25 protein-coding genes are annotated in these 25396 nt (G+C 67.4%); 7 read left to right on the top strand and 18 right to left on the bottom strand.

Features of this window, described 5'->3' with window-relative positions:
• Nucleotides 1–196 precede the first annotated feature (196 nt).
• On the bottom strand, nucleotides 197–1072 hold the full coding sequence (locus tag K2R93_17505; GenBank protein ID MBY0491639.1) for a LysR family transcriptional regulator: 876 nt from the start codon (nucleotides 1070–1072) through the stop codon (nucleotides 197–199).
• A gap of 145 nt (nucleotides 1073–1217) precedes the next feature.
• On the opposite strand from K2R93_17505, the gene katG reads away from it, so the two are divergent.
• Nucleotides 1218–3479 (top strand): catalase/peroxidase HPI, encoded by a 2262-nt coding sequence (gene katG / locus K2R93_17510; protein ID MBY0491640.1) that lies wholly within the window; start codon nucleotides 1218–1220, stop codon nucleotides 3477–3479.
• A gap of 3 nt (nucleotides 3480–3482) precedes the next feature.
• Here katG and K2R93_17515 read toward each other — a convergent pair whose 3' ends face one another.
• Genes K2R93_17515 through K2R93_17525 form a run of 3 tightly spaced genes read right to left on the bottom strand, consistent with a single transcriptional unit; the run spans nucleotide 3483 to nucleotide 6979 of the window.
• The gene (locus K2R93_17515; protein ID MBY0491641.1) at nucleotides 3483–3992 is read right to left on the bottom strand and encodes a DinB family protein; all 510 of its coding nucleotides are present in this window, start codon (nucleotides 3990–3992) and stop codon (nucleotides 3483–3485) included.
• A complete protein-coding gene (locus K2R93_17520; protein ID MBY0491642.1) occupies nucleotides 3989–4426 on the bottom strand; it encodes an acyl-CoA thioesterase in 438 nt (145 codons plus the stop codon). The genes K2R93_17515 and K2R93_17520 overlap by 4 nt, the downstream gene beginning before the upstream one ends.
• Nucleotides 4427–4435: 9 nt before the next feature.
• On the bottom strand, nucleotides 4436–6979 hold the full coding sequence (locus tag K2R93_17525; GenBank protein ID MBY0491643.1) for a response regulator: 2544 nt from the start codon (nucleotides 6977–6979) through the stop codon (nucleotides 4436–4438).
• Between the two features lie 108 nt (nucleotides 6980–7087).
• Here K2R93_17525 and K2R93_17530 point away from each other — a divergent pair, with 108 nt between their 5' ends.
• On the top strand, nucleotides 7088–7594 hold the full coding sequence (locus K2R93_17530) for a hypothetical protein (protein ID MBY0491644.1): 507 nt from the start codon (nucleotides 7088–7090) through the stop codon (nucleotides 7592–7594).
• Nucleotides 7595–7751: 157 nt separating this feature from the next.
• On the opposite strand, the gene K2R93_17535 is transcribed toward K2R93_17530, so the two are convergent.
• Complete coding sequence (locus K2R93_17535) at nucleotides 7752–9281, bottom strand: family 43 glycosylhydrolase (GenBank protein MBY0491645.1); 1530 nt, start codon at nucleotides 9279–9281, stop codon at nucleotides 7752–7754.
• A gap of 54 nt (nucleotides 9282–9335) precedes the next feature.
• On the opposite strand from K2R93_17535, the gene K2R93_17540 reads away from it, so the two are divergent.
• Nucleotides 9336–11372 (top strand): alpha-galactosidase, encoded by a 2037-nt coding sequence (locus tag K2R93_17540; protein ID MBY0491646.1) that lies wholly within the window; start codon nucleotides 9336–9338, stop codon nucleotides 11370–11372.
• A 175-nt stretch (nucleotides 11373–11547) separates the two neighbouring features.
• Here the strand turns inward: K2R93_17540 and K2R93_17545 are convergent, their stop codons facing one another.
• The 6 genes from K2R93_17545 to K2R93_17570 form a co-directional block, all read right to left on the bottom strand.
• Complete coding sequence (locus K2R93_17545; protein ID MBY0491647.1) at nucleotides 11548–13458, bottom strand: hypothetical protein; 1911 nt, start codon at nucleotides 13456–13458, stop codon at nucleotides 11548–11550.
• Nucleotides 13459–13466: 8 nt separating this feature from the next.
• Nucleotides 13467–14156 carry a DUF305 domain-containing protein gene (locus K2R93_17550; GenBank protein MBY0491648.1) on the bottom strand — a complete coding sequence of 230 codons (690 nt, stop codon included), beginning with the start codon at nucleotides 14154–14156 and terminating at the stop codon, nucleotides 13467–13469.
• A gap of 145 nt (nucleotides 14157–14301) precedes the next feature.
• On the bottom strand, nucleotides 14302–14709 hold the full coding sequence (locus tag K2R93_17555) for a DUF1801 domain-containing protein (GenBank protein ID MBY0491649.1): 408 nt from the start codon (nucleotides 14707–14709) through the stop codon (nucleotides 14302–14304).
• Between the two features lie 72 nt (nucleotides 14710–14781).
• On the bottom strand, nucleotides 14782–15456 hold the full coding sequence (uppS, locus tag K2R93_17560) for a di-trans,poly-cis-decaprenylcistransferase (protein ID MBY0491650.1): 675 nt from the start codon (nucleotides 15454–15456) through the stop codon (nucleotides 14782–14784).
• Nucleotides 15456–15752, bottom strand: a complete 297-nt coding sequence (locus K2R93_17565; GenBank protein MBY0491651.1) for a transcriptional regulator — start codon at nucleotides 15750–15752, stop codon at nucleotides 15456–15458. The genes uppS and K2R93_17565 overlap by 1 nt, the downstream gene beginning before the upstream one ends.
• A gap of 91 nt (nucleotides 15753–15843) precedes the next feature.
• A complete protein-coding gene (locus K2R93_17570) occupies nucleotides 15844–16500 on the bottom strand; it encodes a hypothetical protein (protein MBY0491652.1) in 657 nt (218 codons plus the stop codon).
• A 146-nt stretch (nucleotides 16501–16646) separates the two neighbouring features.
• On the opposite strand from K2R93_17570, the gene K2R93_17575 reads away from it, so the two are divergent.
• On the top strand, nucleotides 16647–18218 hold the full coding sequence (locus K2R93_17575; GenBank protein ID MBY0491653.1) for an ATP-dependent DNA helicase: 1572 nt from the start codon (nucleotides 16647–16649) through the stop codon (nucleotides 18216–18218).
• A gap of 6 nt (nucleotides 18219–18224) precedes the next feature.
• Here K2R93_17575 and K2R93_17580 read toward each other — a convergent pair whose 3' ends face one another.
• Complete coding sequence (locus K2R93_17580) at nucleotides 18225–18542, bottom strand: hypothetical protein (protein ID MBY0491654.1); 318 nt, start codon at nucleotides 18540–18542, stop codon at nucleotides 18225–18227.
• Between the two features lie 41 nt (nucleotides 18543–18583).
• Nucleotides 18584–19045, bottom strand: coding sequence for a hypothetical protein (locus K2R93_17585; GenBank protein ID MBY0491655.1), 462 nt, complete (start codon nucleotides 19043–19045; stop codon nucleotides 18584–18586).
• 373 nt (nucleotides 19046–19418) lie between these two features.
• Here K2R93_17585 and K2R93_17590 point away from each other — a divergent pair, with 373 nt between their 5' ends.
• Genes K2R93_17590 through K2R93_17600 form a run of 3 tightly spaced genes read left to right on the top strand, consistent with a single transcriptional unit; the run spans nucleotide 19419 to nucleotide 23049 of the window.
• Nucleotides 19419–19955, top strand: a complete 537-nt coding sequence (locus tag K2R93_17590; protein MBY0491656.1) for a Rieske 2Fe-2S domain-containing protein — start codon at nucleotides 19419–19421, stop codon at nucleotides 19953–19955.
• Nucleotides 19955–21748 (top strand): cytochrome b N-terminal domain-containing protein, encoded by a 1794-nt coding sequence (locus tag K2R93_17595; GenBank protein ID MBY0491657.1) that lies wholly within the window; start codon nucleotides 19955–19957, stop codon nucleotides 21746–21748. The genes K2R93_17590 and K2R93_17595 overlap by 1 nt, the downstream gene beginning before the upstream one ends.
• 20 nt (nucleotides 21749–21768) lie before the next feature.
• A complete protein-coding gene (locus tag K2R93_17600; GenBank protein ID MBY0491658.1) occupies nucleotides 21769–23049 on the top strand; it encodes an amidohydrolase family protein in 1281 nt (426 codons plus the stop codon).
• 22 nt (nucleotides 23050–23071) lie between these two features.
• Here the strand turns inward: K2R93_17600 and K2R93_17605 are convergent, their stop codons facing one another.
• From K2R93_17605 to K2R93_17625, 5 genes are all read right to left on the bottom strand, one after another.
• On the bottom strand, nucleotides 23072–23461 hold the full coding sequence (locus tag K2R93_17605; protein ID MBY0491659.1) for a DUF1801 domain-containing protein: 390 nt from the start codon (nucleotides 23459–23461) through the stop codon (nucleotides 23072–23074).
• 84 nt (nucleotides 23462–23545) lie between these two features.
• Nucleotides 23546–24007 (bottom strand): GyrI-like domain-containing protein, encoded by a 462-nt coding sequence (locus K2R93_17610; GenBank protein MBY0491660.1) that lies wholly within the window; start codon nucleotides 24005–24007, stop codon nucleotides 23546–23548.
• Nucleotides 24007–24414 (bottom strand): DUF1801 domain-containing protein, encoded by a 408-nt coding sequence (locus K2R93_17615; protein MBY0491661.1) that lies wholly within the window; start codon nucleotides 24412–24414, stop codon nucleotides 24007–24009. Before K2R93_17615 ends, K2R93_17610 begins: the two co-directional genes overlap by 1 nt.
• A 5-nt stretch (nucleotides 24415–24419) precedes the next feature.
• Nucleotides 24420–24905: a VOC family protein gene (locus tag K2R93_17620; GenBank protein MBY0491662.1), complete on the bottom strand. Its 486-nt coding sequence runs from the start codon at nucleotides 24903–24905 to the stop codon at nucleotides 24420–24422.
• A gap of 66 nt (nucleotides 24906–24971) precedes the next feature.
• Nucleotides 24972–25385: an ester cyclase gene (locus K2R93_17625; GenBank protein ID MBY0491663.1), complete on the bottom strand. Its 414-nt coding sequence runs from the start codon at nucleotides 25383–25385 to the stop codon at nucleotides 24972–24974.
• Nucleotides 25386–25396 lie beyond the last annotated feature (11 nt).

Below are 25396 nucleotides of genomic sequence, written 5' to 3' on the forward strand. Positions count from 1 at the left end.
CGCCGAGTACGAAGCGCAACAGCCGATGGCCGCGTAGTATCGATCCGACACGCGTCCACTTTTTCGGGGCAACTCCAGGGCGCATACGTGGGTCGCATACGTGGGGCGCATACAGGACGCGCATACGTGGAGCGCCACCGCGGTACGTATGCGCCGTACGTATGCGCAGTATGTATGCGCCCCACGTATACGCCCCTCAGCCGTTGAGTCCCTCGCGCACACACGCCAAGAACCCACCATCAACCGCAGCCCCGCGCCGAGAGACCGCCACAATCTCCCGCATCAGCGCGTGACCCTCGAGCGGCACGTACACACACTGCGGCGTATTGTGCCGCACCGCGGCAATGGCCGGCACGATCGACACGCCAACGCCGGCGCCCACCAGCTCCAACACGGTGGCGAGCTGCGCCGTGCGGCACACCACCGAAGGATTCACCGCGCGACTCGAACAAAACCCCGCCACCTGCTCGCCCAGACAGTGTGCCGGATCGAGCGTGATCGCCGGCGCATCGTGCAGCTGCGCGAGCGTAATCCGCCCCGCGCGCGCCGCGGGATGCGTGCTCGGCACCGCCACCACCAGGCGGTCCACGCCGAGGACCTCCGTCTCCAGCCCGTCGAAGGTGTACGGCAGCGCGGCAATCACTACATCGAGCGTGCCTTCGTGCAGTGCCCGCGCCAGCACGGCGCTGTAGTCCTCACGCAGCTCCACCCGCGTGCTGGCGTCGCGCGCGCGCCACCGGACGAGGGCGCTCGGCATCACGTAGGGCGCCACCGTGGGAATCGCCCCCACCCGCAGCGTGGCGGCGGCGATCGCGCCCTCGCGGCGCACCGCGTCTTCCGCGGCGCGCATCTCGTCGAGCAGCCGACGCGCCCGCGGGTAGAGGGCCCGGCCGGCCTCCGTGAGCCGGACCCCGCGCCCGTGGCGCTCCAGCAGCTCCACCCCCAGCTGCTGCTCGAGGCGCTGCATCTGCCCCGTCAGCGAGGGCTGCGACACTCCCAGCTGCCGCGCCGCCCGGCTCAGCGACCCGGCGTCGGCGGTCTCCACAAAGCCCCTCAAGAGCACGGCGTCCATAAGCTATAACGTACTCTTATATCTCATATAGCTCAATTCCGATTGATGGCTATACCTGGAACGCCTATCCTTCCCCTATCCCGAGCCGGCGTCATCGGTTCGGTCAGACCCCGTCATCACCCTCCGGTCGGAACTGGGAGCGCATATGGAAGGATCTCACGGCAGCGGTAGCGCAAGCAGCGGCGGCAAGTGCCCCGTCACTGGTCACGGCAACCCGAGCAGCGTCGGTCAGGCCGCCGCGGCGATGAACGCGCGCGGTCGCACCAACCGCGACTGGTGGCCCAATGCGCTCAACCTCGGCATGCTCCATCAGAACCCGCCCGCGGGCAATCCGATGGATGCCGGCTTCAGCTACCGCGAGGCGGTGAAGACGCTCGATGTGGCCGCCCTCAAGGCTGATCTCGCCGAACTGATGACGCGCTCCGAGCCGTGGTGGCCCGCCGACTACGGCCACTACGGCCCGTTCTTCGTGCGCATGGCGTGGCACAGCGCCGGCACCTATCGCACGGCCGATGGTCGCGGTGGCGCGTCGAGCGGTACGCAGCGCTTTGCGCCGCTCAACAGCTGGCCCGACAACGGCAACCTCGACAAGGCGCGCCGCCTGCTGTGGCCGATCAAGCAGAAGTACGGCAACAAGCTCTCGTGGGCCGACCTCATGATCTTCGCCGCGGACGTGGGCATGGAGACGATGGGCTTCAAGCCCTTCGGCTTCAGCTTTGGCCGTGAGGATGTGTGGGAGCCCGAGCAGGACATCTACTGGGGCGCCGAAGCCGAGTGGCTCGCGACGAGCGACAAGGCCAACAGCCGGTACTCGGGCGATCGTGAGCTCGAGAACCCGCTGGCCGCGGTGCAGATGGGGCTCATCTATGTGAACCCCGAAGGACCGGACGGTCATCCCGATCCGATGGCGAGCGCGCGCGACATCCGCGAGACGTTCGCCCGCATGGCGATGAACGACGAAGAGACCGTCGCGCTCGTGGCCGGTGGCCACACCTTCGGCAAGATGCACGGCGCGGGGGACACGGCGCTCGTGGGCCCGGAGCCGGAAGGCGCGCCGATCGAAGCGATGGGCTTCGGCTGGCTCAATGCGTTCGAAAGTGGCAAGGGGCAGCACACCACCACGTCGGGCCTCGAAGGCGCGTGGACGCCCAACCCCACCACGTGGGACAACGGTTACTTCGAGACGCTCTTCGGCTTTGAGTGGGAGCTCGTGAAGAGCCCGGCCGGCGCGTGGATCTGGGAGCCGACGGATAAGGAAGCGTCGCTGGTCGTACCCGACGCGCACGTGCCGGGGAAGAAGGTGCGCCCGGCTATGTCCACCGCCGACATCGCGCTGCGCACCGATCCCAAGTACCTCGAAGTCTCGAAGCGCTTCCACGAGAACCCGGCGCTCTTCCACGACGCGTTCGCGCGCGCCTGGTTCAAGCTCACGCACCGTGACATGGGGCCGAACACGCGCTACGTGGGCCCGCTCGTGCCGCAGGAAACGCTGCTGTGGCAGGATCCGGTGCCGGCGCTGTCGCACGCGCTCATCGACGCGGCGGATATCGCCGCGCTCAAGCAGACGATCCTCGCCTCGGGACTCAGCATCAGCCAGCTCGTCACCACGGCGTGGGCGTCGGCCAGCACCTTCCGTGGCAGCGACAAGCGTGGTGGCGCCAACGGCGCGCGCATCCGTCTGGCGCCGGCCAAGAGCTGGGAAGTGAACCAGCCGGCCAAGCTGCAGAAGGCGCTCGAGGTCTACGAGACCATTCAGGCGAACTTCAACAAGAGCGCGACCGGCGGCAAGCAGGTGTCCCTCGCCGATCTCATCGTCCTCGGTGGCTGTGCGGCCATCGAAGCGGCGGCGAAGAAGGCGGGGCACGACATCACGGTGCCGTTCACGCCCGGCCGCACCGATGCCACGCCGGAGCACACCGACGCGCACGCGTACAGCGTGCTCGAGCCGATCGCCGATGGCTTCCGCAACTACCAGAAGGCGAACTACACGGTGGCGCCGGAAGAGCTGCTCGTGGACAAGGCGCAGCTCCTCACGCTCACCGCGCCCGAGATGACCGTGCTCGTGGGCGGCCTCCGCGTGCTCGGCGCCAACCACGGCGCCAGCAAGCATGGGGTGTTCACCGATCGCCCCGAAACGCTCACCAACGACTTCTTCGTGAACGTGCTCGACATGAGCACGGCGTGGAAGCCGGTGTCGCAGGGCGCGACGGTGTACGAAGGGCGCGACCGCGCGACCGGTGATGTGAAGTACACCGCGACGCGTGTGGACCTCATCTTCGGATCGAACTCGCAGCTCCGCGCGCTCAGCGAAGTCTACGCCCAGGCCGACAACACGGAGAAGTTCGTGCGCGACTTCGTGAAGGCGTGGGACAAGGTCATGATGCTCGACCGCTTCGACGTCGCGTAAGACTCAGCTCAGATAGAACAACAGATCCAACGACGGTGGGCGAACCCCGGCATTCCGCAGCAGCAGCACGATCTGCGCGGAGTGCCGGGTTTCGTGCAACATGACATGCCACAGGAGCCCGTCCACCGTGAGATGCTTGTCGGGCCAATCCGCCACGGCCACCCGACGGTGCAACTCCTCCGGCGTGATCGTCGCCAAATACGCCTGCGTGCTGTCCTCGACCGCTTTCCAGTACGCCAGCAGCAGCGGCAAGGACTCGTTCGCGAACGCGGCACCACCCGGACTGCTGCGGAGCGTCGGGAACGCCTCCTGTACCATGGGCACGCCCCGGATGTCGCCCTGAATCCAGCCATCTTCCACTTCGGCAATGTGGAAGAGCATGTCCTTGATGCAGCGAAAGCGGTCGGCGAGCATGACGGGCTGCGAGACCACTGCATCGGGTGCCGCCACGAGCACCTCGCGCAGATCGCGACGCGCGCGCACGACATAGTCGTACATCGCCTGAACGTTCACGCGTTCGCCTCCACGCGGAGCGCGAGCAGGCGTTCGCGGGCCACCGCGCTCAACGGACGCGCCTTCCGTGTGGCGGTGTCGATCTGCACGATGACTGTCTCGGCCGTCGCGACCGTACGCCCCTCCTGTTCAGCCACCTGCAGGAGCGTCATCGAACTCGTGCCAATACGCACCACGCCGGTACCCACCTGCACGTCTCCAGGCCAGTGGATCTCGCCGCGGTACTCGAGCGCGAGCTTCGCAATCACGCACTCGGCCCCCGCATCCACGATCGGACGCTCGGGATGGAAAAGCAGCTCCACCCGTCCCGTCTCCAGAAAGGTGGCGAAGATGGCATTGTTCACGTGCCCCTGACGATCGGTATCGCTGTAGCGAACCTTGTCGTGAGAGCGGAAGGGGAGATCGGCGACGCGCGGCGTGACGGGATCAGGCATGCCGAGACGTTATCGCGCGCCCGATGCGGTGGCAATCGACACCAGCGACGTCAGCTCGGATAGCCCGAACGGCTTTGGGAGCAGCTGCACATGACGTTCCTTCGAGAGCTGCGTGAACGTCTCCTCTTCCCCGTACCCCGAGCAGACGATCGCCGGCAACTCGGGCAGCTGCTCCCGGAGTGCGCGCAGCGTGCTCACGCCGTCCATCCCGGGCATCACGAGATCGAGCACGACGACATCGAAGCACTCCCCCTGCTGCACGAAGGCCACGGCATCGCTGCCGTTCTCGGCGGTTTGCACGGTATGACCGGCCAGCAGGAGCGCCCGGGCGATCGTCCCCCGGACGAGCGGTTCGTCGTCCACCACGAGCACCCGCGCGCGCCCCGGCGTCAGCGTGACCGGCGCCGGCTTGCCGCCCAGGACGGACCCATCGCCACGCACCAGCGGCAGCAGAATGGTCACCGTCGTCCCCAGCCCCGGGGCGCTCTGCACGCTGATCTCGCCGTCGTGCTCCTGCACGATGCCGAAGGCCACACTCAACCCCAGCCCGGTCCCCTTCCCCGGCGCCTTGGTGGTGAAGAACGGCTCAAAGATCCGCTCCGCCACGTCACTCGGCATGCCGTGACCGGTGTCGCGGACCTGCAGCTGCAACTGATCGTGCTCGTCGATACTCGTGGACACGGTCAGCGTGCCGCCATCGGGCATCGCGTCGCGTGCGTTGACGATGAGGTTCATCACCACCGTCTGCAGCAACGCCGAGTCCCCGCGCACGGTAGTGGGCTTGGCGTGGAGTTCTTCCACGATGGTAATGCGGCGATCGAGCGTGCGACGCCCGAGCGCCAGCGCGGCCCGAATGGGCTGATGCATATCGAACAGCTGGCGGCTCACCGGCTGCGCGCGCGAGAACATCATCAGCTGTTGGGTCAGCGTCGCGGCCCGTGCGGCGCTGTCGCGAATCACGTCGACTTCTTCACGCAGCGTGGGTTGATCATCGATCGACATCGCCAGCAGGTCAGACGCCGCCATGATGCCAGCGAGCATGTTGTTGAAGTCGTGCGCGACGCCACCCGCCAGGCGCCCCACGAGATCCAGCTTCTGCGTCTGTCGCAGCTGCGCCTCGAGCCGCACCGTCTCCGAGATGTCCACGGTGGTGAAGAGGATCAGGCGCTCGCCGCCCACTTCCACCGGGTTCGCACTGAAGACGAAGTCGCGCACCTGCCCGTTCTCGTCGGTCCGGCGCAGCCGCTCCCCCTGCAGCTGTCCCTCGCGAACGAGACGTGCGCGCAGCTCCTCACGCCGAATAGGATCGGGGACCACACCGATTTCGTCGACGGTCTTGCCCATGATCTGCGGCGGCGTCATGCCAAAGAGCTTGGCATACGCCGTATTGACGCGCACATAGGTACGATCCGTCGCCCGATAGAGCGCAATGGCCATCGGGCTCGCTTCAAACATTTCGCGCAGCATGTCCTCATCCGCTTCGCGGCGCTTGCGCCCGGCGAGCAGATCATCGGCCATGCGATTGAACGATCGCGCCAGCTCGGCGAGCTCTGCCTGCGAGGGCTCGACCGCGCGTGCGCTCAGATCGCCACGCGCCACGGCGGCATGCGCCTTCGAGAGCGCATCGAGCGGGGCGGCCACGCGCTGACGTGTGAGCACGGCCGCGATCGCCGCAAAGAGACCAACGAGCACCAGCGCGATACCGCCCCGCACGACCACCCGGTCACGCTCCTCGAACAGCGCGGACTCTTCAAAGCCGATCGCCAGCCGCCAGCCGAGCGCCGGCATGCGCCGGAAGAAGACGCGATACGGCTGCCCATCCAATCGCAGCGTGGTGGTGTCATTGTCACGCGCCTGCATGGTGGCGAGCATGGCCCGCCACTCGGCCGAGGCATCCTTGGGATTGTCGCCGCGAAAGAGCGCCGACGAGGCGGCCACGCCACGGAACGGGACGGTGGACAGCGTGCGCCCGTCCTCGTCCACGAGCAGCGCGAAGCCGGGGCTCCGCAGCTGAATCGCCTTGATGCGTTCCAGCACATCGGTGAGGCGCAGCGAGGCCCCCACCGCGCCGGTCACCTGCCCCTGCATGTCACGGACGGGGCGCAGGATGAGTACCTCGGGGACGTTGCTCGCGATACTCTGGATGGCCTTGGTCACGACCGGCTCCCCGCGCTGCAGCTGCGGGAAGTAGTAGCGATCGCGCACACTCACCGAGGGGCGACCAGGAATGCGGATCGTCCCATCCGCGGCGATGAAGTTCACGACGTCGGCGCCGGGAAACGCCTCGGTCAGCGGGTGCAACAGCGCCGAGATCGACTCCGGCGTTCCGGTTCGCACCGCCGGCAGCAGCGCATACGCATCGAGTCGCGCCTGCAACGTGCGCAGCTGCGTGTCGAGCGACTGCACCTGCAAATCAAGTTGTTCGCGCGCTTCCTGCTCAACGGCGGTGGCCAGCAGCCGATTGACCGGTGGCCAGACCAACAGCGCGACAATCGCCATGGCCGTCGCGAGCGGCGCGAGGGTAAGAAGCAGCAGCTGCTGCCGAAGACGCATGTGTTCAAGGGGAGAGGGACGCCCCAACCTACGGATCATCACTTCGTTCCGTTTGGCGGTACGGAGGTAACCGGTTCCACGGGTGCCGTCAGTGGCTATCTTTCGGGTATGAGCGTCCGATTGGCAACGATCGCGATGGTTGCGCTGCTGTGCATTTCGTCCCGCGCGGCGGCGCAGCGCCCACCGCTCGTCGGCACCGTGGCGCCCAGCGCCATTGGTCCCGCGGTGCCGCAACCAGCGCCCATTGGCGGCCTGCGGACGACGCCGCTGCCGAGTGGGCGTGCGCCGGGCACGGGCGCGGCACTGCGTGGCTGGGCCGATCTGCGCGTTATCGACGCGCCGCTCCCCCGCGCCGGCGTCGTGGTCGAGCCTGCCGAGCGCGCCCCGCTCCGCCCGCAGTGGACTCCCACGTACGACAAGCCGACGTGGGTCCGCGACAGCACCGCCGAGCCGTCGGCGCTGTGGCGGTCACTCATCGTGCGCGATGTGGTGTGCAATTTTTCCGGCAGCTGCATCCCGCGCACCTCACGCGTGCGCGCCGGCTGGATCGCTCGCTGCGACTGCTACGCCTTCGCGGACGGACTCGGCCGCGTGTGGATGGTCGAGCGGCGGTAAGCAATACCAGCGCAGTCCTGGGATGCCTCGGATGCCTCGGATGCCTGGTGACTTCAGTTGGCGAACGTGCCGGTCAACGAGTGTCGATGCATCGGCAGGTCTGTTGAACTGATTTCACCAGGCATCCGAGGCATCCGAGGCATCCCAGGACTGCGGATTACTGTGGCGGATCGGCGCGCCATTCCTGCGCGGCCACGGCGGCGAAGGATTTGGAATCCGTGGACGCGTCGAACACCACGCGGAGGCGCGTGGTGGTCACCGGCGTGAACGTCACGCGATTCTCCGCGTTCGGCACGGCGGTGTACGGCGACGTGGCCGATACCGGCACCCACGCGCTGTCGCGCCAGTACTCGAGATGCCACGCGCGCGGCGGCGCGACGCCGACGCCGCTGCCGGCGGGGTGATCGGCCCAGAACACCATGCTGCTCGCGCCCAGGGTGACGGGCGTGCGCCACGTGTACTGCACCCACTGCTGCGGCGGATTGTTCGGTGTCCACGTCGCCCACATATCGGGCGGCAGCGGATTCTCGCGCACCGTGCCGTCGTTGAGCGCGCGCAGCCAGTACTGCACCGGCACCGGCTCGTTGCTCGCCGACAGCGTGGCCTGCATCGCCAGGGATCCGGTGAGAGGATGCCCGTACGGCGTACCGCCGGAACGGACGAGGGGGCGAATGCGCGCCGGCTGCTGCGTGTCGTCAAACGTGAGCCGGTCCATCGCCACCGAGCGCCGAAAGTGCCCGCCGCCGGGCGCGTCGGCGGTGTGATACACCAACCACCAGTCGCCACGATACGCGACAATCCCCGGATGCGATGTCGTCGACGATACCGGCGGCAAGAAGACGCCCCGGTAGGTCCACGGGCCGAGTGGTGACGGTGCCGTCCCATACGCGAGACAGGCGTAGTACACCGCTTCCGTGCACGGTGACGCGGGACCGGCCGTGTTCGCGGCGTACGCCAGATAGTACGTCGTGCCGCGCTTGAAGAGCCACGCGGCTTCGAAGAAGCCCGTGAGCGTCGTGATGTCGATGGGCGTCCCGCGCACGGTCACCATGTCCGGCGCGAGCTCCACCCCCTTGAGCTTGCCGAACGTCCCCCAGTACAGAAACACGCGGCCGCTGTCCACCAGCACCGTGGGATCGATATTCTGGATCGTGTTCGGCACCGGGCGCGATTGCGACACAATGGGCCCCTCGGGATGCGCATCGCGCCACGGTCCCTCGGGAGTAGTCGCCACCGCCACGCCAATCGCGAACTGGTCGCGATTCGTGCTCGCCGCTTCGATCACCGGCGCGTAGAGATAGAAGCGGCCATCCACGCCGCGCACGATCTGCCCGGCATAGGCACGCGCCGGTGCCGCCCAGCGAAACACCTGCTCGGGGCGCACGGCATGCGGATAATGCGTCCACGTGCTCTGCAGCGGATCACCGGTGGTGGTGAGCAGCTGCCACTCCGGCATTACGAAGTCGTTCTGTGCCGGGCGCGCCCTATCGCGCCCCGTGAGCACATACAGCCGATTCCCGACCACCAGCGGCGCCGGGTCGGCCGTGTAGTGCAGACTGTCTGGAAGCAGCGGGTTCCCATGCACGCGCACCGTGCGCCGCGCGACATCCGCCGCCGGCGGCTCGGCCATCCGTGTGCCGCGCCCACACGCCATCAGCATCAAGAGTCCCACCAGCGCTCGCCGCATGCTCTCAACGTGGCACTGGCCGCGCGCGGCGTCCACCCGCCGTATGTTGGAGCCATGCCGATTCAGCCGCCCAACGCGCCGGCCGCCGTCGCGTATACCGACTCCTCTCTGGCGCTCCGCTACGCCGGCCAGACCATCTTCGACGCCCGGCTGCGGCTTGCCGGAACCAGTCACGATGTGCGCGTCACGGTCGATACGACCAACGGCCGCGTCTCGCAGGTCATCAAGTTCACGGCCCACGGGCGTGGCGCCGCCGTGCAGCTCTCGGCGCAACTCCATACCTCCGGCGAAAGCTTCGCCGCCGAGTCCGACCCGGCGGAAGATTCGCGGCCCGTCGTGCGCCATGCGATCGGAAACGCCAACAACGCGCGCAACCGCGGCGTGTACGACCGACGTGGCGACTGGCTGCTCACGATCGATGAACCGGCGCGCGTCCGCGTCACCGCCAGCGGCGTCGGCGATACGGTGTCGCGCTACGCCGTGCGGGCCGATGCATTCGAGGTTGCCGTCCGCTTTCGCCCGCGGTTCTATCAGCGGCACCGCGGGCTCGCGCGCTACGAGCCCTGGACGTACACGCCGTGGACCCCGAGTGTCGCCGGCTGGACGAGCTGGTACGCGTTCCGCGACAAGGTCACCGAAGCCGACATCGTGCGTACCGCCGATGTGATGCGCGACGTGCTGCGCCCGTACGGCTTCACCTATCTGCAGATCGACGACGGCTATCAGCAGAACCCGATTGGCACGCCCGATCACTGGCTGACGGCCAACACCAAGTTCCCCAGTGGCCTGGCGGCGTTGCGGCGCACCATCAGCGATCGCGGACTCGAGCCCGGCCTCTGGACCAACGTGAGCTTTGCCATGCGCGACTCAGCGCGCGCGCACCCCGAATGGTTCGTCCGGGACGCACAGGGCGCGCCGGCCGAAGGCAACTGGGTGGGGTTCGTGATGGATGGCAGCAACCCAGCCACGCTCAACGCGCTCATTCGCCCCGTGTACGACAGTCTGCGCGCGATGGGGTGGACGTATTTCAAGCTCGACGCGCTGCGCCATCTGCGCTACGAGGGATACAACAGCCTCGCCGGGTACTTCGACGCCCGGGGGCTCGACCGGGAGCAGGTGTTTCGCACCGTCGTGGCGGATGTGCGCAGCCGCATCGGACTCGATCGCTATCTCCTCGCCTGCTGGGGCATTCGCCCTGAGCTGATCGGCCTCGTTGACGGCATGCGGGTAGGCGACGACGGCTTTGGCTACGGGGCGTTCGCGCAGTACAACTCGTTCAACAACGTGGTGTGGCGCAACGACCCCGATCATATCGAGCTACGACAGGCCGATCGCTATCGCGCCACGACGCTGACCTCGGTCACCGGCAGCGTCATGATGATCACCGATCCCCCCGAGGTGTACCGCACCAGCAAGGTAGAGGCCGCCCAGCGCACCGCACCGGTGCTCTTTACGCGCCCCGGGCAGGTGTACGATGTGGATCCCTCGCGCTCGTCACACCTCGCCGACGTGGGCGCCACCGTGAGCGGCTCCGGCCCGCGCCCCTTCGACGCCGATCAGCGGCTGCTGGTACCGCTCTACACACTCGACATCGCGCGCCCCTTCGAGCAGTGGAGCGTGATCACGCGCACCGGCGGCGACGCCGACCTTCCGCTCACCGATCTCGGCCTCGAGCCGGGCCGCGACTATGTCGGGATGGAGTTCTGGACCAGACGCCCGCTCGGCGTCGTACGCGATACGCTGCACGCGGGCGCGATCGATTCGACGTATCAGGTGCAGGCGCTGTGCCTGCGCCCGCGGGTGGCGCATCCACAAATCCTTGGCACGAGTCGGCATGTGACGTGCGGGGGCGTGGATCTGCGAGACGTGCAGTGGCAGGACCGGGAGCTGCGCGGCGTGAGCGACGTGGTGGCCGGCGAGACGTATGCGCTGTACCTCACGGACGTCACGGGCTTCGGGACGCCGACGGTACGCGCAAACGGCGTGGAGGTGGTAAGCCAGCGCGTCGTAGGGACGGGAGCGCGGCGGATGCGAGTCGTGGAGTTACGAAGTGCGAAAGGTGGGCGGGTGGAGTGGGCGGTTCGGTACTGATCAGCATTCCGAGGTCTGACGTCGGAGGTCAGTAACCCCCGAGAGCTCAGGGCGTAGAAAGTCAGGGGGGAGAGATCAGGACCGCGGTGGCTGTCCTGAGCTCTCCCCCTGATTTTCTGCCCCCTGAGCTCTCAGGGGTTGAGATCTCTCCGTTCGCTCGGCGCCTTCGAACCGCTCAGGAGATAGGCGCGGCGCAGGCACTCTTCGAGAGCGCCTGAATCGCCTTCGCCACCAGCTCCACGCGTCCCTTGTCCGTCGCCGACGCCTTGTCGGCCTGGATCGCCGGCACGAGGGCGGCGAGGGCGGTGTTGCGATTGCCGCAGCCCCCGCGCTCGGCGGCGGTCAGTCCATCGCGGATCTCCTTGATGCGATTCGCCGCGAGCCCGCTGTTCCGCTCGAGCTGGTCGAGATACGCCCGCGCCAGCGCAAAGCTCGGCGGCCACACCGTGTGCGGCTGTTCCTGCGCGTTGAACTGCTCGTAGCGTACGGTCTTGGCCGCGTCGATCTCGTTCTGCGACAGATACGCGCTCGGCGTGAGCTCGTGCACATCGAGACCGCGCTGTTCGTCGCTCGAGATGATGTGGCCGTTGTACCAGTACGTGCTCCAGTAGCCGCCGCCCGGGCCGCGATCGAAGAAGCCGATCTCGATCGGATGCGCCGGATCGGTGAAGTCGAACACCGTGGCGCCGCCCATGTAGAACGCCTGCACCATGATGTCACGCCCCGGCACCGGAATCAGTGAGCCGTTGTGTGCGGTGCAGATCTCATCGTTCGCCTGTGGCGCGGGCATCTTGTAGTAGCTCTTGAACTTGAGCTCGCCCTTCTCGACGGTGAAGATCGCGTTGCCGCCCCACTCGAGCTTGTCGGTCGAACGGCAGCGCGGCGCGCTGCCACCGCCCCATTCGTCGGAGAAGAGGAGCTTGCTGCCGTCGTTGCTGAACGTGGCCGAGTGCCAGAAGGACATGTTCGAGTCGGCGACACTCTTGAGCCGCTTCGGGTTCTTCGGGTCGCGCACATCGAACAGCAGGCCGTAGCCGGCGCACGCGCCGCCGGCATAGCCCGAGCCGGGATACGCCGTGATGTCATGGCAGCCGCTCTGACCGATGGCCGGACCAGCCGGCGGCGCACCGCGCCCAGGCGCTGCGCCCGGCGCACCCGGCGCCCCACCGCGTCCCGCCCCACCGGGGCCGCCACGACCGCCGCGCGCCCCCGTGTCACTCGGCGGCGGCGCATGCACGGTACGCCCCGACAGGTCCGCGAGCAGATGCGGCGAGTTCACCACCGCCGCCTTCTCCGGATTTTTGAGCGGCACCTTGATCACTTCAATGCGGAACCGCGCGCTCGCCGAGTCACCGGCCGGCGCATCCTGGCAGCCGGCGAGCTCCTTCGAGGAGCGCACCGACGAGTAGCCGGAGACGTACACGTAGATGTTGTTCTTGTCGTTCGGATCCTGCACCAGCGAGTTCGTGTGCGAGCCGCGGCACGTCTGCACGTTGGTGACGAGGCGCGGCTTGCTCTTGTCGCTGATGTCGAAGATGCGCACACCGCGGAAGCGCTCCATGCTCACCGTGTCGGTGATCGGTGTGCTGCCGCAGTCGTTGCGCGCGCCCTGCCCTTCACCGGAAATGAAGAGCAGGTTGCCGTAGACCGTCGGATCGCCCTGCTGCGTGGGGCACAGGAAACTCGACACCATCTTGGGCGCGCGCGGATTGGTGCCGTCCCAGATGATGATGCCGCGGTAGTTCCCCTGAATGATGTAGTTGCCGCTGAAGGCGAGATCGGAGCCCGTGGCCCCGCGCCCGGTGAAGCCTTCGGGCGCCGGCGAATTGGAGAGCAGCTTCATGTTGAACGCCGCCACCCCCGCTTCGTCGGCTGCCGCCCCCGGCTTGAGCCCGATGCGCGGATCCGGGTTGGGCGCCTTGGCGCTCTCCGGATACTTCATGGCCGGCGACTCACTGAGGGACACGTCGCCGGTGATCGTGGTGCCATCGGCCGGCGTCGGCGTCGCGCCGGGGGTAGCTGCACGCGCGCAGGCAAGCACCGCGAGCGACCCGATCGCGGGGAGGAGCAGAGATCGACGCATCATCCGTGTGGTCAGAGGGGAGGAACGGTTTCGAGCATCCGCAACATCATCGTGATCTCGGCGGACTGATCCGACACCACATCATTCGCAAAGCGAAACACGGTTTCGTCATGCCCCGCGTTGCCATTCGACAGCAGCGTCTTCACCATGTCGATCGCGCCGCGATGATGACCGATCATGCCGGTGAGAAAGAGGCGATCGAAACGCGAGCCGCGCGCCTTGTCCAACTCGGCCATCTGCTCGTCGGTGAGCATGCCGGGCATCATCATCTCGTGCACCATGTCACCCATCTTCATGACGTGGCGCGTGGCGTTGGAATCAGGCACATCCTGCTTTCGTTCGCGCAGCCAGCGACGCATCATCGCGATCTCGTCGCTCTGGGCCGCCATGATGCGCAGGCACAGGCGCTGCACATCGGCGCGCGCGCCGTGACTCGCCGCCCAGCCGGCCATGATCACGGCCTGGGCGTGGTGCGGGATCATCCCCTGCATGAACTCCACATCGGCCGGCGCAAAGGCGCGGGCCGCACTGTCGGCGGTCGCGAGGGCGGTCTTGGTGGCCGCCGAGCCGGGCACCACCACACCGGCGCCGGCGGCCAGCACGATGGGCTTGGCCGCGGGCGCCGAGGCGCAGCCCCCGAGCAGCACCGCCGTCGCTCCCCACAGCAACCGGCGCGGGGCCGGCCATACGGGCTTGGTCATGCCCGAGTATACGCCCAACCCCTCATTGTCGCTCGGTCCCACTGAACGGCTCGCACAGAGCACACAAAGCGCCACAGGGGACACAGAGAACGCCGGTTCTCAGTGCCCCCTGTGGCACCCTGCGCCCTCTGTGCGAGCAGTTCCGCTAACCCTTCCCCGGCATCGCGCTGGCCTGCCGCACCCACTCACAGAAGCGTGCCTCGTCGAGCACGTCGTCCTTGTGAATGTCCAGATGCCGTGCCTCGGGGTTCGTGGACAGCCCGGGCGGATGCGGCTGCAGGTACGCGCCGCGCAGGAAGGCAACCTTCACGTACTTCGGGAAGCAGTGCAGGCTCAGAAAGAACCCCTGCCCCGGCACGCCGTAGTACGGCGAGTTCGACTTCACCGCCTTGTGGACATCCGGAAGCGTCGCCGTCACGAGCGCATCGATCTGCTGACCGACGCGCTTCTTCCACCCCGGCATCGCCTCGAGATACGCGTGCACCGGCGCATCCCCATCGCCCTTGGCGATCCGCGGATTCCCTCCCGCCAACAGCACCGGCTTCTCAGACATACACCCCTCTGTGTATCTCCGTGCTCCCTGTGCCTCTGTGCGAGACGCTCAGAGTCTCAGAGTCTCAGAGTCTCACACCCCAACCGGCTTCCCCACATCACCATAACGCCGTTCTCTCCCCCCGAAGTCGGAGAAAACCTGATCCAGCTCCTGCGTGGTGAGATCCGGGAAGTAGCAATCGAGGAACGCCAGCTCCGCGTACGCGCACTCCCAGAGCAGGAAGTCCGACAACCGGCGCTCGCCGCCCGTGCGGATCAGCAGATCGACGTTCGGCAGCAGCGGCTCGCGCGGATGCTCGAAGCCGGCGGCGTCCACGTGCGCAAAGGCCTCGCGGATCTGCGCCTTGCTCGAGTAGTCGATCGCGACCCGCAGGTGCATGCGCGTGCCGTGCGCCGTGCGCGCCTCGGCCTCTTCCATCTTGGCGACCAGTGCGGCCGGCAGGCGGTCGCGGCGGCCAATGATCGACAGGCGAATGCCGTGCTGCAGCAGCTCGGCGAGCTGGCGCTCCAGGTGCGACGCAAACAGCTCCATCAGGAAGCCCACTTCTTCGCGCGGGCGCTTCCAGTTGTCGCTGGAGAAGGCGTAGAGCGTGAGGTGCTTGACCCCCGCCTTGGCGCAGTAGGCCACGACTTCGCGCGCGGTCTGCGCGCCGCGGGCGTGCCCCATCCAGCGCGGACGCGCGCGGCGGGAGGCCCAGCGGCCATTGCCGTCCATGATCAGTGCGACGTGATTCGGCGCGGTACTCATCAGTTGCCTCCAACGCGCCGGATCAGCGCTTCCATGTGGGCGAGGTATTGCTCCAGCGCAAGACGACCAGCCGGGGCGAGGCGATACTCCGTGCGGGGGACCCGTCCTTCGTAGCCCTTGGTGCACGTGATGTACCCGGCGTCTTCGAGCTTCCGGGCGTGGACCGAGACGTTGCCGTCGGAGGTCTCGAGCAGCGCCTTGAGCTCGTTGAAGCTCAACGACGGGTGCACCGCCAGGGCGCTGACGATGGCCAGCCGGACGCGTTCGTGGATGACCCGATCGAGGGCGAGGGGCATGGTGACATCCCCATCGATGGACGTCAGCGTAGGCCGCGCCGGGGGGGCGGCCGGAGGGGTCCGCCGAGCGCGGGCCGCGTTGTCGCCGCGATCAGCCACCGTGCCTCCGGGCGATATGGATCCCAACGCCGACCTGGAATCCGCCAAAACCAAGCGCCATCATCACGTCACCATTAAGCATCGGTAGGAACAGTGTGAGTACACCGAGGGCCAGAAAGCCCATACCCATCAAGGGGACGGCCCGAACCGAGTAGGCACCGGCGGTCGTGATCGCCACGCCGTAGAGCAGCAGCCAGAGCCCGGGGAGGACGTGGTGCACCAACCGGGGGGTGAGGCGCTGCGCCAGGTCGGGGGAGAGTGGGTCCACGATCGCCAGGGTGAGCAGCGCCCCGGCGACGATCGCCGGCCAGAAGCTGAGCAGGAACTTCCGGGCGGGCACGTTGAACAGGCGCCCCCCGGGGGCACCGCCCGCCTCCCGCACCCGTCGGCGGATCTTGAGCACCGCCGTCACGGCGCCCAGCAGCGACGACGTGGCCGCCGTGGCGATCCACACCAGCAGCCAGCGGTCCGGCGAGGGCTGCCGACTGGCCGTCGCGGCCGCGACCAGCGCCGTCGCCCCCACGCCCACCAGTCCCCACCCCGGCACGTCGGTGAACGACGCGGCGCCCTCCATGGTCCGTCGAATGAACGACAGATCCTGCAACGCCCGGTCGTGGAGCGCCGGCGGGTCATGACGGGGAGCGGCCATAGCCCGCAGTCTCGTGGGGGCGAGGTCACCGGTCAAGTACTTTTCCATAAAAAGCGGCACCCAGCCATGCGTCGTTTTGATCCGCCATTTCGCACCCCGCCCCATTACGATGCAGCAGCTCAACCGCCTCCTGCTGCCCCGCTGTCGTGACCGCACCCGCCGCACCGCGCCCCACTCCTGACGAGGTCCTCCGCGACGTCTTCGGCTACACCGAATTCCGTCCCGGTCAGCGCGAAGTCATCGACGCCGTCCTCAACGGCCGCGACTGCATCGCGCTCATGCCCACCGGCGCCGGCAAGTCGCTCACCTACCAGCTCCCCGCACGGCTGCTGGGCGGCACGGTGCTCGTCATTTCGCCGCTCATCTCCCTCATGAAGGACCAGGTCGATGCGGTCGCCGAACTGGGCTATCGCGTCACCGCCATCAACTCCACGCTCGATCCCGACGAGCGCCGCCTGCGACTCGACGCCTTCCGCCGCGGTGACTACGAGCTGGTCTACCTCGCGCCCGAAGCGCTCGACGGCTACCTCGGCGACTTCGTGCAGGGGTGCCCCATCTCGCTGCTGGTGGTCGACGAAGCCCACTGCATCAGCCAGTGGGGGCACGACTTCCGCCCCAGCTATCGCCGCCTGCAGGGGCTCAAGCAGCAGCTCGACGTCCCGGTGCTCGCGCTCACCGCGACCGCCACCCGCGACGTGGCGCGCGACATCCTGCGGCAGCTCGGCATGAAGAAGCCGGCCGGCTTCAAGGGCTCGTTCTTCCGCCCCAACCTGCGCATCGGCGTGCGCAAGAAGGGCCAGGGCGGCAACACGCGGCAGGAGATCCTCACCATCGTGCGCAAGCACGCCGGCGAGAGCGGCATCGTGTACTGCCAGAGCCGCAAGAGCGTGGAGCAAACCACGGACTTTCTGGTGGAGCACGGCATCAAGGCGCTGCCGTATCACGCCGGCCTGTCACCCGAAGAGCGCGCCAGGAATCAGGAAGCCTTTCAGCTCGACGACTGTGACGTCGTGGTCGCGACCATCGCCTTCGGCATGGGGATCGACAAGCCGAACGTGCGCTTCGTGATCCACCGCGACATGCCCAAGGACATCGAAAGCTGGTATCAGGAGATCGGCCGCGCCGGGCGCGATGGTCTGCCCAGCGATTGCATCACCTTCTATTCCTGGGCCGACGTCATGCTGCACGAGCGCTTCCTCGACAAGCTCGAGGATGACGCCCTGCGTGAGCGCGCGCACCGCGCCACCGTGTCGCTCTTCGAACTCATGGAGCGCAAGACGTGCCGCCATCGCGCGCTCGTGGCGCACTTTGATGAGGCGATCGACGCCTGCGGCGCGTCGTGTGATCACTGCTCGGGGCAGAGCGTCGAGGCGCAGCTCGCCGAGTGGGCCGAGGAGGCGCGGGTGGCAGCGGGGCCGTTCCGCCGCAGTGCGGGGAGCAGCAAGGGCCCCAAGGTGCCGAGCAAGACCGCCTTCGAGGCGAATACGCTCGATGCCGATGATCGCGCGCTCTTCGATGCCCTGCGCGCGCGCCGCCGTGAACTCGCCGACGAGGCGGGCGTGCCGGCCTACATCGTGTTTGGCGATCGCGTGCTGCTGGAGATGGTTGCCCGCAAGCCCACCACGCGCAGCCAGCTGCTGCAGGTCCCCGGCGTGGGGCAAGCCAAACTCGAGCACTACGGCGACGACTTTCTGGAAGTCATCGCGAACTACAGCTGAGCGTCGCTAGACGGGGAGCAGCGCACGCTCGAGGGCCGCGGCCAGGAGCACCCCGACCGCGTACATCGCCACGTCGAGCGGATCGAAGGTGCGCCCAAGCAGCGGAATACCCACACGCTGCGCCAGCTCGGCCGCCGCGCATCCCGCAAACACGAGAGCGGCCTTCATCCACCACGGCCGCAGTCGCGTCCATCGGCCGTCTTCGCGACAGAGCAGAAAGTAGAACGCGAACGGGACCGCCACGTCGGCGAACCAGTTCGCGTAGGCGGCACGCCAGCCGAGTGGCAGGTGCGCGCGCACATTCACCACGAAGAGTGCCGCCACGCCCAGAATCGGAATCAGGGCGAGGCGGCCACGACGCTCGGTCAGCGCAGCCCCGGCGGCGCACCCGCCTTGCGGATGCGGTACTCCTTGTGCCCTTCGCGCTGCTCCTTCTTCATCTCGTCGATGATGGCCACGGCATCGGTGTTCTTGCCGGCCTTCACCGCCGCTTCGAGCTTGTCGACCGTGACGAGCAGGTCCTTGATCCCCTGCTGGTAGCCGGCCACGAACTTGGCCTGCTCGGCGACCGGGACCTGCTGCTTCTTCTCGGGCTCGAGCGCGAGCGCGGCCTTGGCGTTGGTCTTGATCGTGGCGATCAGCTCGAGGGTGTTGGCGTTCTTCGACGGGTCGTCGATCTGGCGGCCAACGGCCTTAAAGGCAGTGTTCATCGCCGCCATCTTCTTGCCGAGGGGCGTCTTCGGCTCCTCATCCTGGGCAAAGGCCGGGCGGGCGAGGGCAATGGCGAGGACACAGGCCGCGCCGATCTGTCGAATGCGAAGGTGCATGGCGGGTTGAGACTCGAGCTTGGAGGTGGGAAGTCCTGCGTGACTACTGGAAATACGCTCGGACCGGGATGAGTGCTGGGGCACGCATCCTTGTAGGGGTGGTACCGGGGGGTGGGACGAGAGGTTCCGGGGGGCCTGCTGATCTGAGGTCAGACATGAGTAACCCCCGAGAGCTCAGGGGGGAGAACGTCAGGGGGAAGAGTTCAGGACTGCCCCGCGCCCCGCTGTCCTGAGCTCTCCCCCCTGACGTTCTGCCCCCTGAGCTCTCAGGGGTTGCCATCCCCACCAGCGAACTTTCACTCCCAGACGTACTATCCCCGCCGGGACCCCCTCCCCGTCCCCCCGCTTTTGCTCCCCCGCGTCACCCCGTCGCATGACCGAGCCAACTGCTGCGCCTGACCGGCGCAATTTCCTGTCAAAGGCCGCCGCGATTGTCGTCGGCGGCCTCATTTCGGTGGTCGCGCCGGTCGCCGGCGTATTCACGCTGCTCGACCCGCTCCGCCGGAAGGGCGATACCCGCGGCATGGTGCGCGTCACCGCGCTCGCCGCGCTCCCCAGCAACGGCGAGCCGCGCAAGTTTCCCGTCCTCGATACCCTCGTGGACGCCTGGAACAAGACCGAGAACGTCCCGGTCGGGTCCGTGTACGTACAGAAAACCGGCGCCAACACCGTGCGCGTGCTCAACTCGGTGTGTCCGCACCTTGGCTGCTCGGTCGGCTTCAACGCCGCCAACAAGGGCTACTTCTGCCCGTGCCACAAGAGCAGCTTCGCGATCGACGGCCAGATCGCCGATCCCAAGAGCCCGAGCCCGCGGGCGATGGATGAGCTCGAAGCAATCGTGAAGGACGGCGAGGTCTGGGTGAAGTTCCAGAACTTCCGGAAGGGCTCCCCCGAGAAGATCCCCGTCTGATGGCGGGCGACACGAAGTCCGGGCAGAACTGGCTCGACCAGCGCACCGGCTACAAGGGACTGCTGCAGGAAGCGCTGTTCGAGAACGTCCCCGGCGGGGCGCGCTGGCGTTACGTGTGGGGCAGCACGCTGACGTTCTTCTTTGCCGTGCAGGTCATCACCGGGCTCTTCCTGTGGATGTCCTACAGCCCGAGCTCGCAGACGGCGTGGGAAAGCGTCTACTTCATCCAGCACCAGATGTGGGGCGGCTGGTTCCTGCGCGGCCTGCACCACTTCGTGGCGCAGACGATGACGGTGCTGCTCGTCTTGCACCTCATGCAGGTGATCATCGACGGCGCCTACAAGGCGCCGCGCGAAGTGAACTACTGGTTCGGGGTCGGGCTGCTGCTGCTCGTCCTCGCGTTGTCCCTCACGGGCTATCTGCTGCCGTGGGATCAGAACGGGTATTGGGCCACCGCGGTCTCCACGAACATCGTGGGGATGAGCCCCGGCATCGGGCAGGCCGCGCAAACGGTCGTGGTGGGTGGCGCGAGTTATGGCCATCACACGCTCACGCGCTTCTTCGCGTTGCACGCGGGGCTCATACCCGGACTGATCATCGTGCTCATCGTGGGGCACGTCTACCTCTTCCGCCGCCACGGCCTCACCCCCAAGCAGCCGCTCAAGGGGCCCGACGAAGGCTTCTGGCCGGAACAGGTCCTTCGCGACGCGGTCGCCTGCCTCGCGGTGCTCGCGGTGGTCGTGTTCTTCGTGGTGCGCGAACATGGCGCGCCCCTCGGCGCGCCCGCCGATCCCGCCGAACAGTTCTCGGCCGCGCGCCCCGAGTGGTACTTCCTCTTCCTGTATCAACTGCTCAAGTACTTCCCGGGCAAGACGGAGATCATCGGCGCGATCATCCTCCCCACGGTGGTGATGCTCGTGCTCGTGGCGATCCCCATCCTCGGCAAGTGGAAGCTCGGGCATCGCTTCAATGTGGGCTTCCTCTTCGTGATGCTGGCTGGCGTGGCGCTGCTTTCGTGGCAGGCGGTGAGCGCCGACAAGCAGGACCCCGACTATCAGGTGGCCCGGCAGATCGCGGCGCGTGATGCCGCACGCGCCGTGGAGCTGGCCAACAACGGCGTGCCCATCACCGGGGCCCTCACGCTGGTGCGTAACGACGCGTACACGCAGGGCCCGCGCATCTTTTCGCGCAACTGCGCGAATTGCCATCGCTACGATGGACACGATGGGCTCGGCAATGCGCTGCCGAAGGACTCCATCAGCGCCTCAGACCTCAAGGGCTTCGGGTCGCGCGCGTGGGTGAAGGGCTTCCTCGACGTGGATACGATCATGACGCGCCGCTACTGGGGCGGCACGGCTCACACCGAAGGCGACATGGTGGGCTGGCTCAACGATCACATCCCCGAGACCGACGCCCAGATCGAAGCGCGCCGCAACGTGGTGCTCGCGCTGTCGAGTCAGGCGAAGCTCACGTCGCAGGCCGCGCTCGATGTCCAGGATAGCGCCAGGATCGCCGCCGGCATCGCCTTCATGCGCAACACCAAGGGCGGCTGCGCCGAGTGCCATGTGTTTCAGGATGTGGGCACCGACAGCCCGGAGCTGACCGGCTGGGGCTCGCGGCAGTGGATGATCGACTTTGTGAACGATCCGGCGCACAAGCGCTTCTTTGGTCGCGACAACGACCGCATGCCGAGCTACGGCGTGGAGAAGAGCCTCACCCAGCGCGAGATCGAGATGGTGGTGGACTGGATTCGCGGCGACTGGTATACCCCCAAGACCAAGACCGGGAAATAGCGGCTATGGATCGTCGAGCGATGCTTCGCACGCTCGCCCACACCGCCGTGGCCGCTTCGATGACCGCGCTGCTGACGCACGCGGCACACGCGCAGGGTACGCGCGCGCCGCAACGCCCACGCACGCTGGTCATCGATTCGGTGGCCATTGTGGATGTTTCGAGCGGTCAGGTGCGAGAGCACCAGCGGCTCGTGATCCGCGGCGACACCATTGCCGCGGTGGAAACGGTCGGCGCGCCGCTGCCGCAGCCGGTCGATCAATACGTGAACGGCCGCGGCACCTTCGCCATGCCCGGGCTCACCGACCACCATGTGCACCTCGACGCCGGCATGGACCGCCTGCTCCTCAATGCGGCGCGCGGCGGCGTCACCATGGTGCAGAACATGGCCGGCGACAATCGTATCGTGGGGGAGTTTGCGCGACGCACGCTCACCAAGTCACTCGCCGGGCCGGAGATCGCGTACGTCAGCGTGATGGCCGGCCCCGACTTCTTTGTTGATCCGCGCTTCCGTGGCGCGGGCGTCGGCTACGTGCCGGGTACGGCGCCGTGGATGCAGGCCATCACCGCCGCCACCGATCTCCCCACCGCCATCGCCGCTGCGCGCGGATCGGGCGCCGAGATTCTCAAGCTGTACGCCATGATCGACAGCGCGGTCGCCGCGCGAGCCATCGCCGAGGCGCATCGGCAAGGGATGCGCGTCGTGGCGCACGGCACGGTGTTCCCGGCGCGGCCGCTGCAGCTGGTCCAGAGCGGTGTTGATGTGCTGACGCACGCGCCGTACCTGTCGTGGCAGGGTGCCGCCACGGTGCGTGCCGAAGACAGCTTTGATCGCCGGAAGGGGCCGTATGCCACGACGCCGGTGAGCGGCCAGGCCATGACGCAGCTGCTCACCGCCATGCAGCAGCGACATACCTATCTCGAGCCGACACTCTTTGTCTTTGCGCGACAGGCCGAGGAGAAGGATGTGAATGACTGGGCGCGCGCCATCACGAAGCGCGCGCGCGATCTGGGCGTGCCGATCATCGCCGGCACCGACGGCCTCATTGCCGGCGACAGCACGGCGCTCCCCAATGTGCATCAGGAGCTCGCGCTGCTGGTGGACGCGGGGCTGACACCGCGCGAAGCGCTGGCGGCCGCCACGACCGTCGCCGCCCAAGCCATGAAGCGCGAGCGCACGCACGGCGTGCTGGCCGCCGGTTACGTGGCCGATATCCTGCTGCTCGAGGCGAACCCGCTCGTGGATGTACGCAACACGACGCGCATTCGGCAGGTGGTGCTGCGGGGCAAGACGTTGCGCTAGGCCGCGTAGTCGTCGCGCTCGGTTACCGCAGCCGTTCGAGCTTCCCCTTCCGCTTCACGATGTTCTTGTAGTCCCACTGGACCGTGCGCGCCTCGGCCAGCCACTGCGCCAACGCGCCGTCGTCGATGTCACCAACCACCTGATATCGCGCCTCGGCGGCCTTGAAGGAGCCTTCCGTCGTGAGCCCGGGAGCGCTGAAGCTCTGTCCGCTCCAGAAGAGCAACCGCACGGCCCCCCTCAGCACACTATAGCCCACGATCGGATTGCCGTCGAGAAACCAGACCGGATGCTTGTGCCAGATCTTGCTCTCGGCGTCGGGCAGTGCGGCCTCGATGCGCGCGGCGAGGTGGGCACAGACGGCCTGCGCGACATCCGCCTGCGCGGCGTGGTACGCGACGATGTCAGGGTGCATGCAATCGCTCCGGTGAGGCCGGAAGGGCATCGAGCGCGCTGACCGTCACGCCGTATCCGTCGGGATTGTCCGAACCCTGCGCGGTCAGTTGGGCGCGAGGAGATAGTACACGTCCGTCGTGAGCTGCGACTCGTCGGCCACCCAGTGGCCGTACACTTCCCACCGGAGACCCACGAGCGTGCGGCCATGCTCGGCGCACCACTGGCGGACCGCCATGTGCGCGGCGTTCAACCCTCCGTACGCACCACGATGGGTCGTCATCGCGACCTCACCCGCCGGCGTCGACGTGGGCGTGACCTGTCCAACCGCCTCGAACGGGGTGGTCGCGCCCACGCCAAAGTCGGCGTCGACCTCCCACGGGATGCCGGTGTCGCGATAGACAAAGACATTCTGACCATCCAACACCACATGGCCCGCGCGTGCCGCGGCGTAGACCTGATCGAGCGACTCGCGAAAGCGTGCCGCGACCGTGCGCACATCGAGGCGAGCGCGGACGGATGCGAGGAGACGCGCTGGGGCGTGGGTGACCGTCACGACATACGACATCAGGCAACCTCCATGAGGTGGCGCATCTGGTGATAGGCGGCCACGATCAACGCCTTGAGCGCCGCGTCGTGCACCGACTCGTCCGGTACCAGCTTGACGTGCCGCATTCGCTTCCCCGATCCGCGCAACAGGTGGTGCGGATCAGGCAGACTGGCGCCCTGAAAGAATCCCACCGATACGTGCGCCGTGAACACGCCGACGTAGGCGAACGGCGCGTCGCCGACGCAGGCGTTGGCGTGGCCGTCGTGCCAGGTCTCCCGCACGTCGTCGCCACAGGCGCGCATCACGCTGAACCAGTGTTGCGCGAGCGTCCGGAGTGGCGCCGGTTGGCGCGCCATCCAGGAGTGAAGGGCGGCATCGTACGCACTCGTCTCATCGAAGCGAAGCACCGCCGGACGCTCACGCATGGCGTTCAGCCGCGTACCGCCGCCTCGATAGCGGCAATATCGATCTTCTTCATCTCCATCATCGCGTCGAACGCCCGCTTGGCGAGGGCGCGGTCCGATGAGCTGACGGCTTGCGTGAGCGCCCGCGGCGTGATCTGCCAGTTGAGCCCCCACTTGTCCTTGCACCAGCCGCAGTTGCTCTCGGCGCCCCCGTTGCTCACGATGGCGTTCCAGTAGCGATCGGTCTCGACCTGATCGTCCGTCGCCACCTGAAAGGAGAACGCCTCGCTTTGCTTGAACGCGGGACCGCCGTTCAAGCCGAGGCAGGGAATGCCCATCACCGTGAACTGCACCGTGAGCACCTGATCTTTCACGCCCCCCGGGAAGTCGCCCGGCGCACGATGCACCGCGTCAACCGATGAGTTCGGAAAGGTGGCGGCATAGAAGGCGGCGGCGTCTTCCGCGCCACTCTGGTACCACAGGCAGATGGTGTTCTTGGCGACAGCGGTCATGGGGCGATCCTGGAGAAGCGTGAGCACAATGGGGACCTCCATTTGGACTGCGGCCACGGCGGCAACTCATCGGCCGGGGGGCACCCCATCCTTGAGCTGGCGCTGATACTCGGCATCATCGTAGTGCCCCAGCGACTGCGCGATCTTCCCGTCGGAGGCGAAGGTCCACGCCTCGTACCCGACCATATGCACGGCCTTGCCCGTCCCGCCGGGGCCGGTGTTGGTCCCGGTCCAAGTCCAGTGGAACTGCACGGTATCCCCCTTCGGCACGAGCGAGTCCAGCCGCACGTGCATATCGGGGAAGGCCTCCATGAAGCTCGCAATCGTCGCCCGCACGGCGTCGCGCCCTACGGAGGGCTTGCCGTCGTTCACCTGCAGCACGCCGTTGTCGGCGTAGAATGCGGCGAGCGCATCCGGCTGCTGCCCGCTCCAGGCGGCGGCATACCGGGTCCCGAAGTCCTGCAGATCACTGGGACGCATCGAGGGAGTCG

It is taken from the genome of Gemmatimonadaceae bacterium (assembly GCA_019752115.1).
In the GTDB taxonomy this organism is placed as follows: Bacteria; Gemmatimonadota; Gemmatimonadetes; order Gemmatimonadales; family Gemmatimonadaceae; genus Gemmatimonas.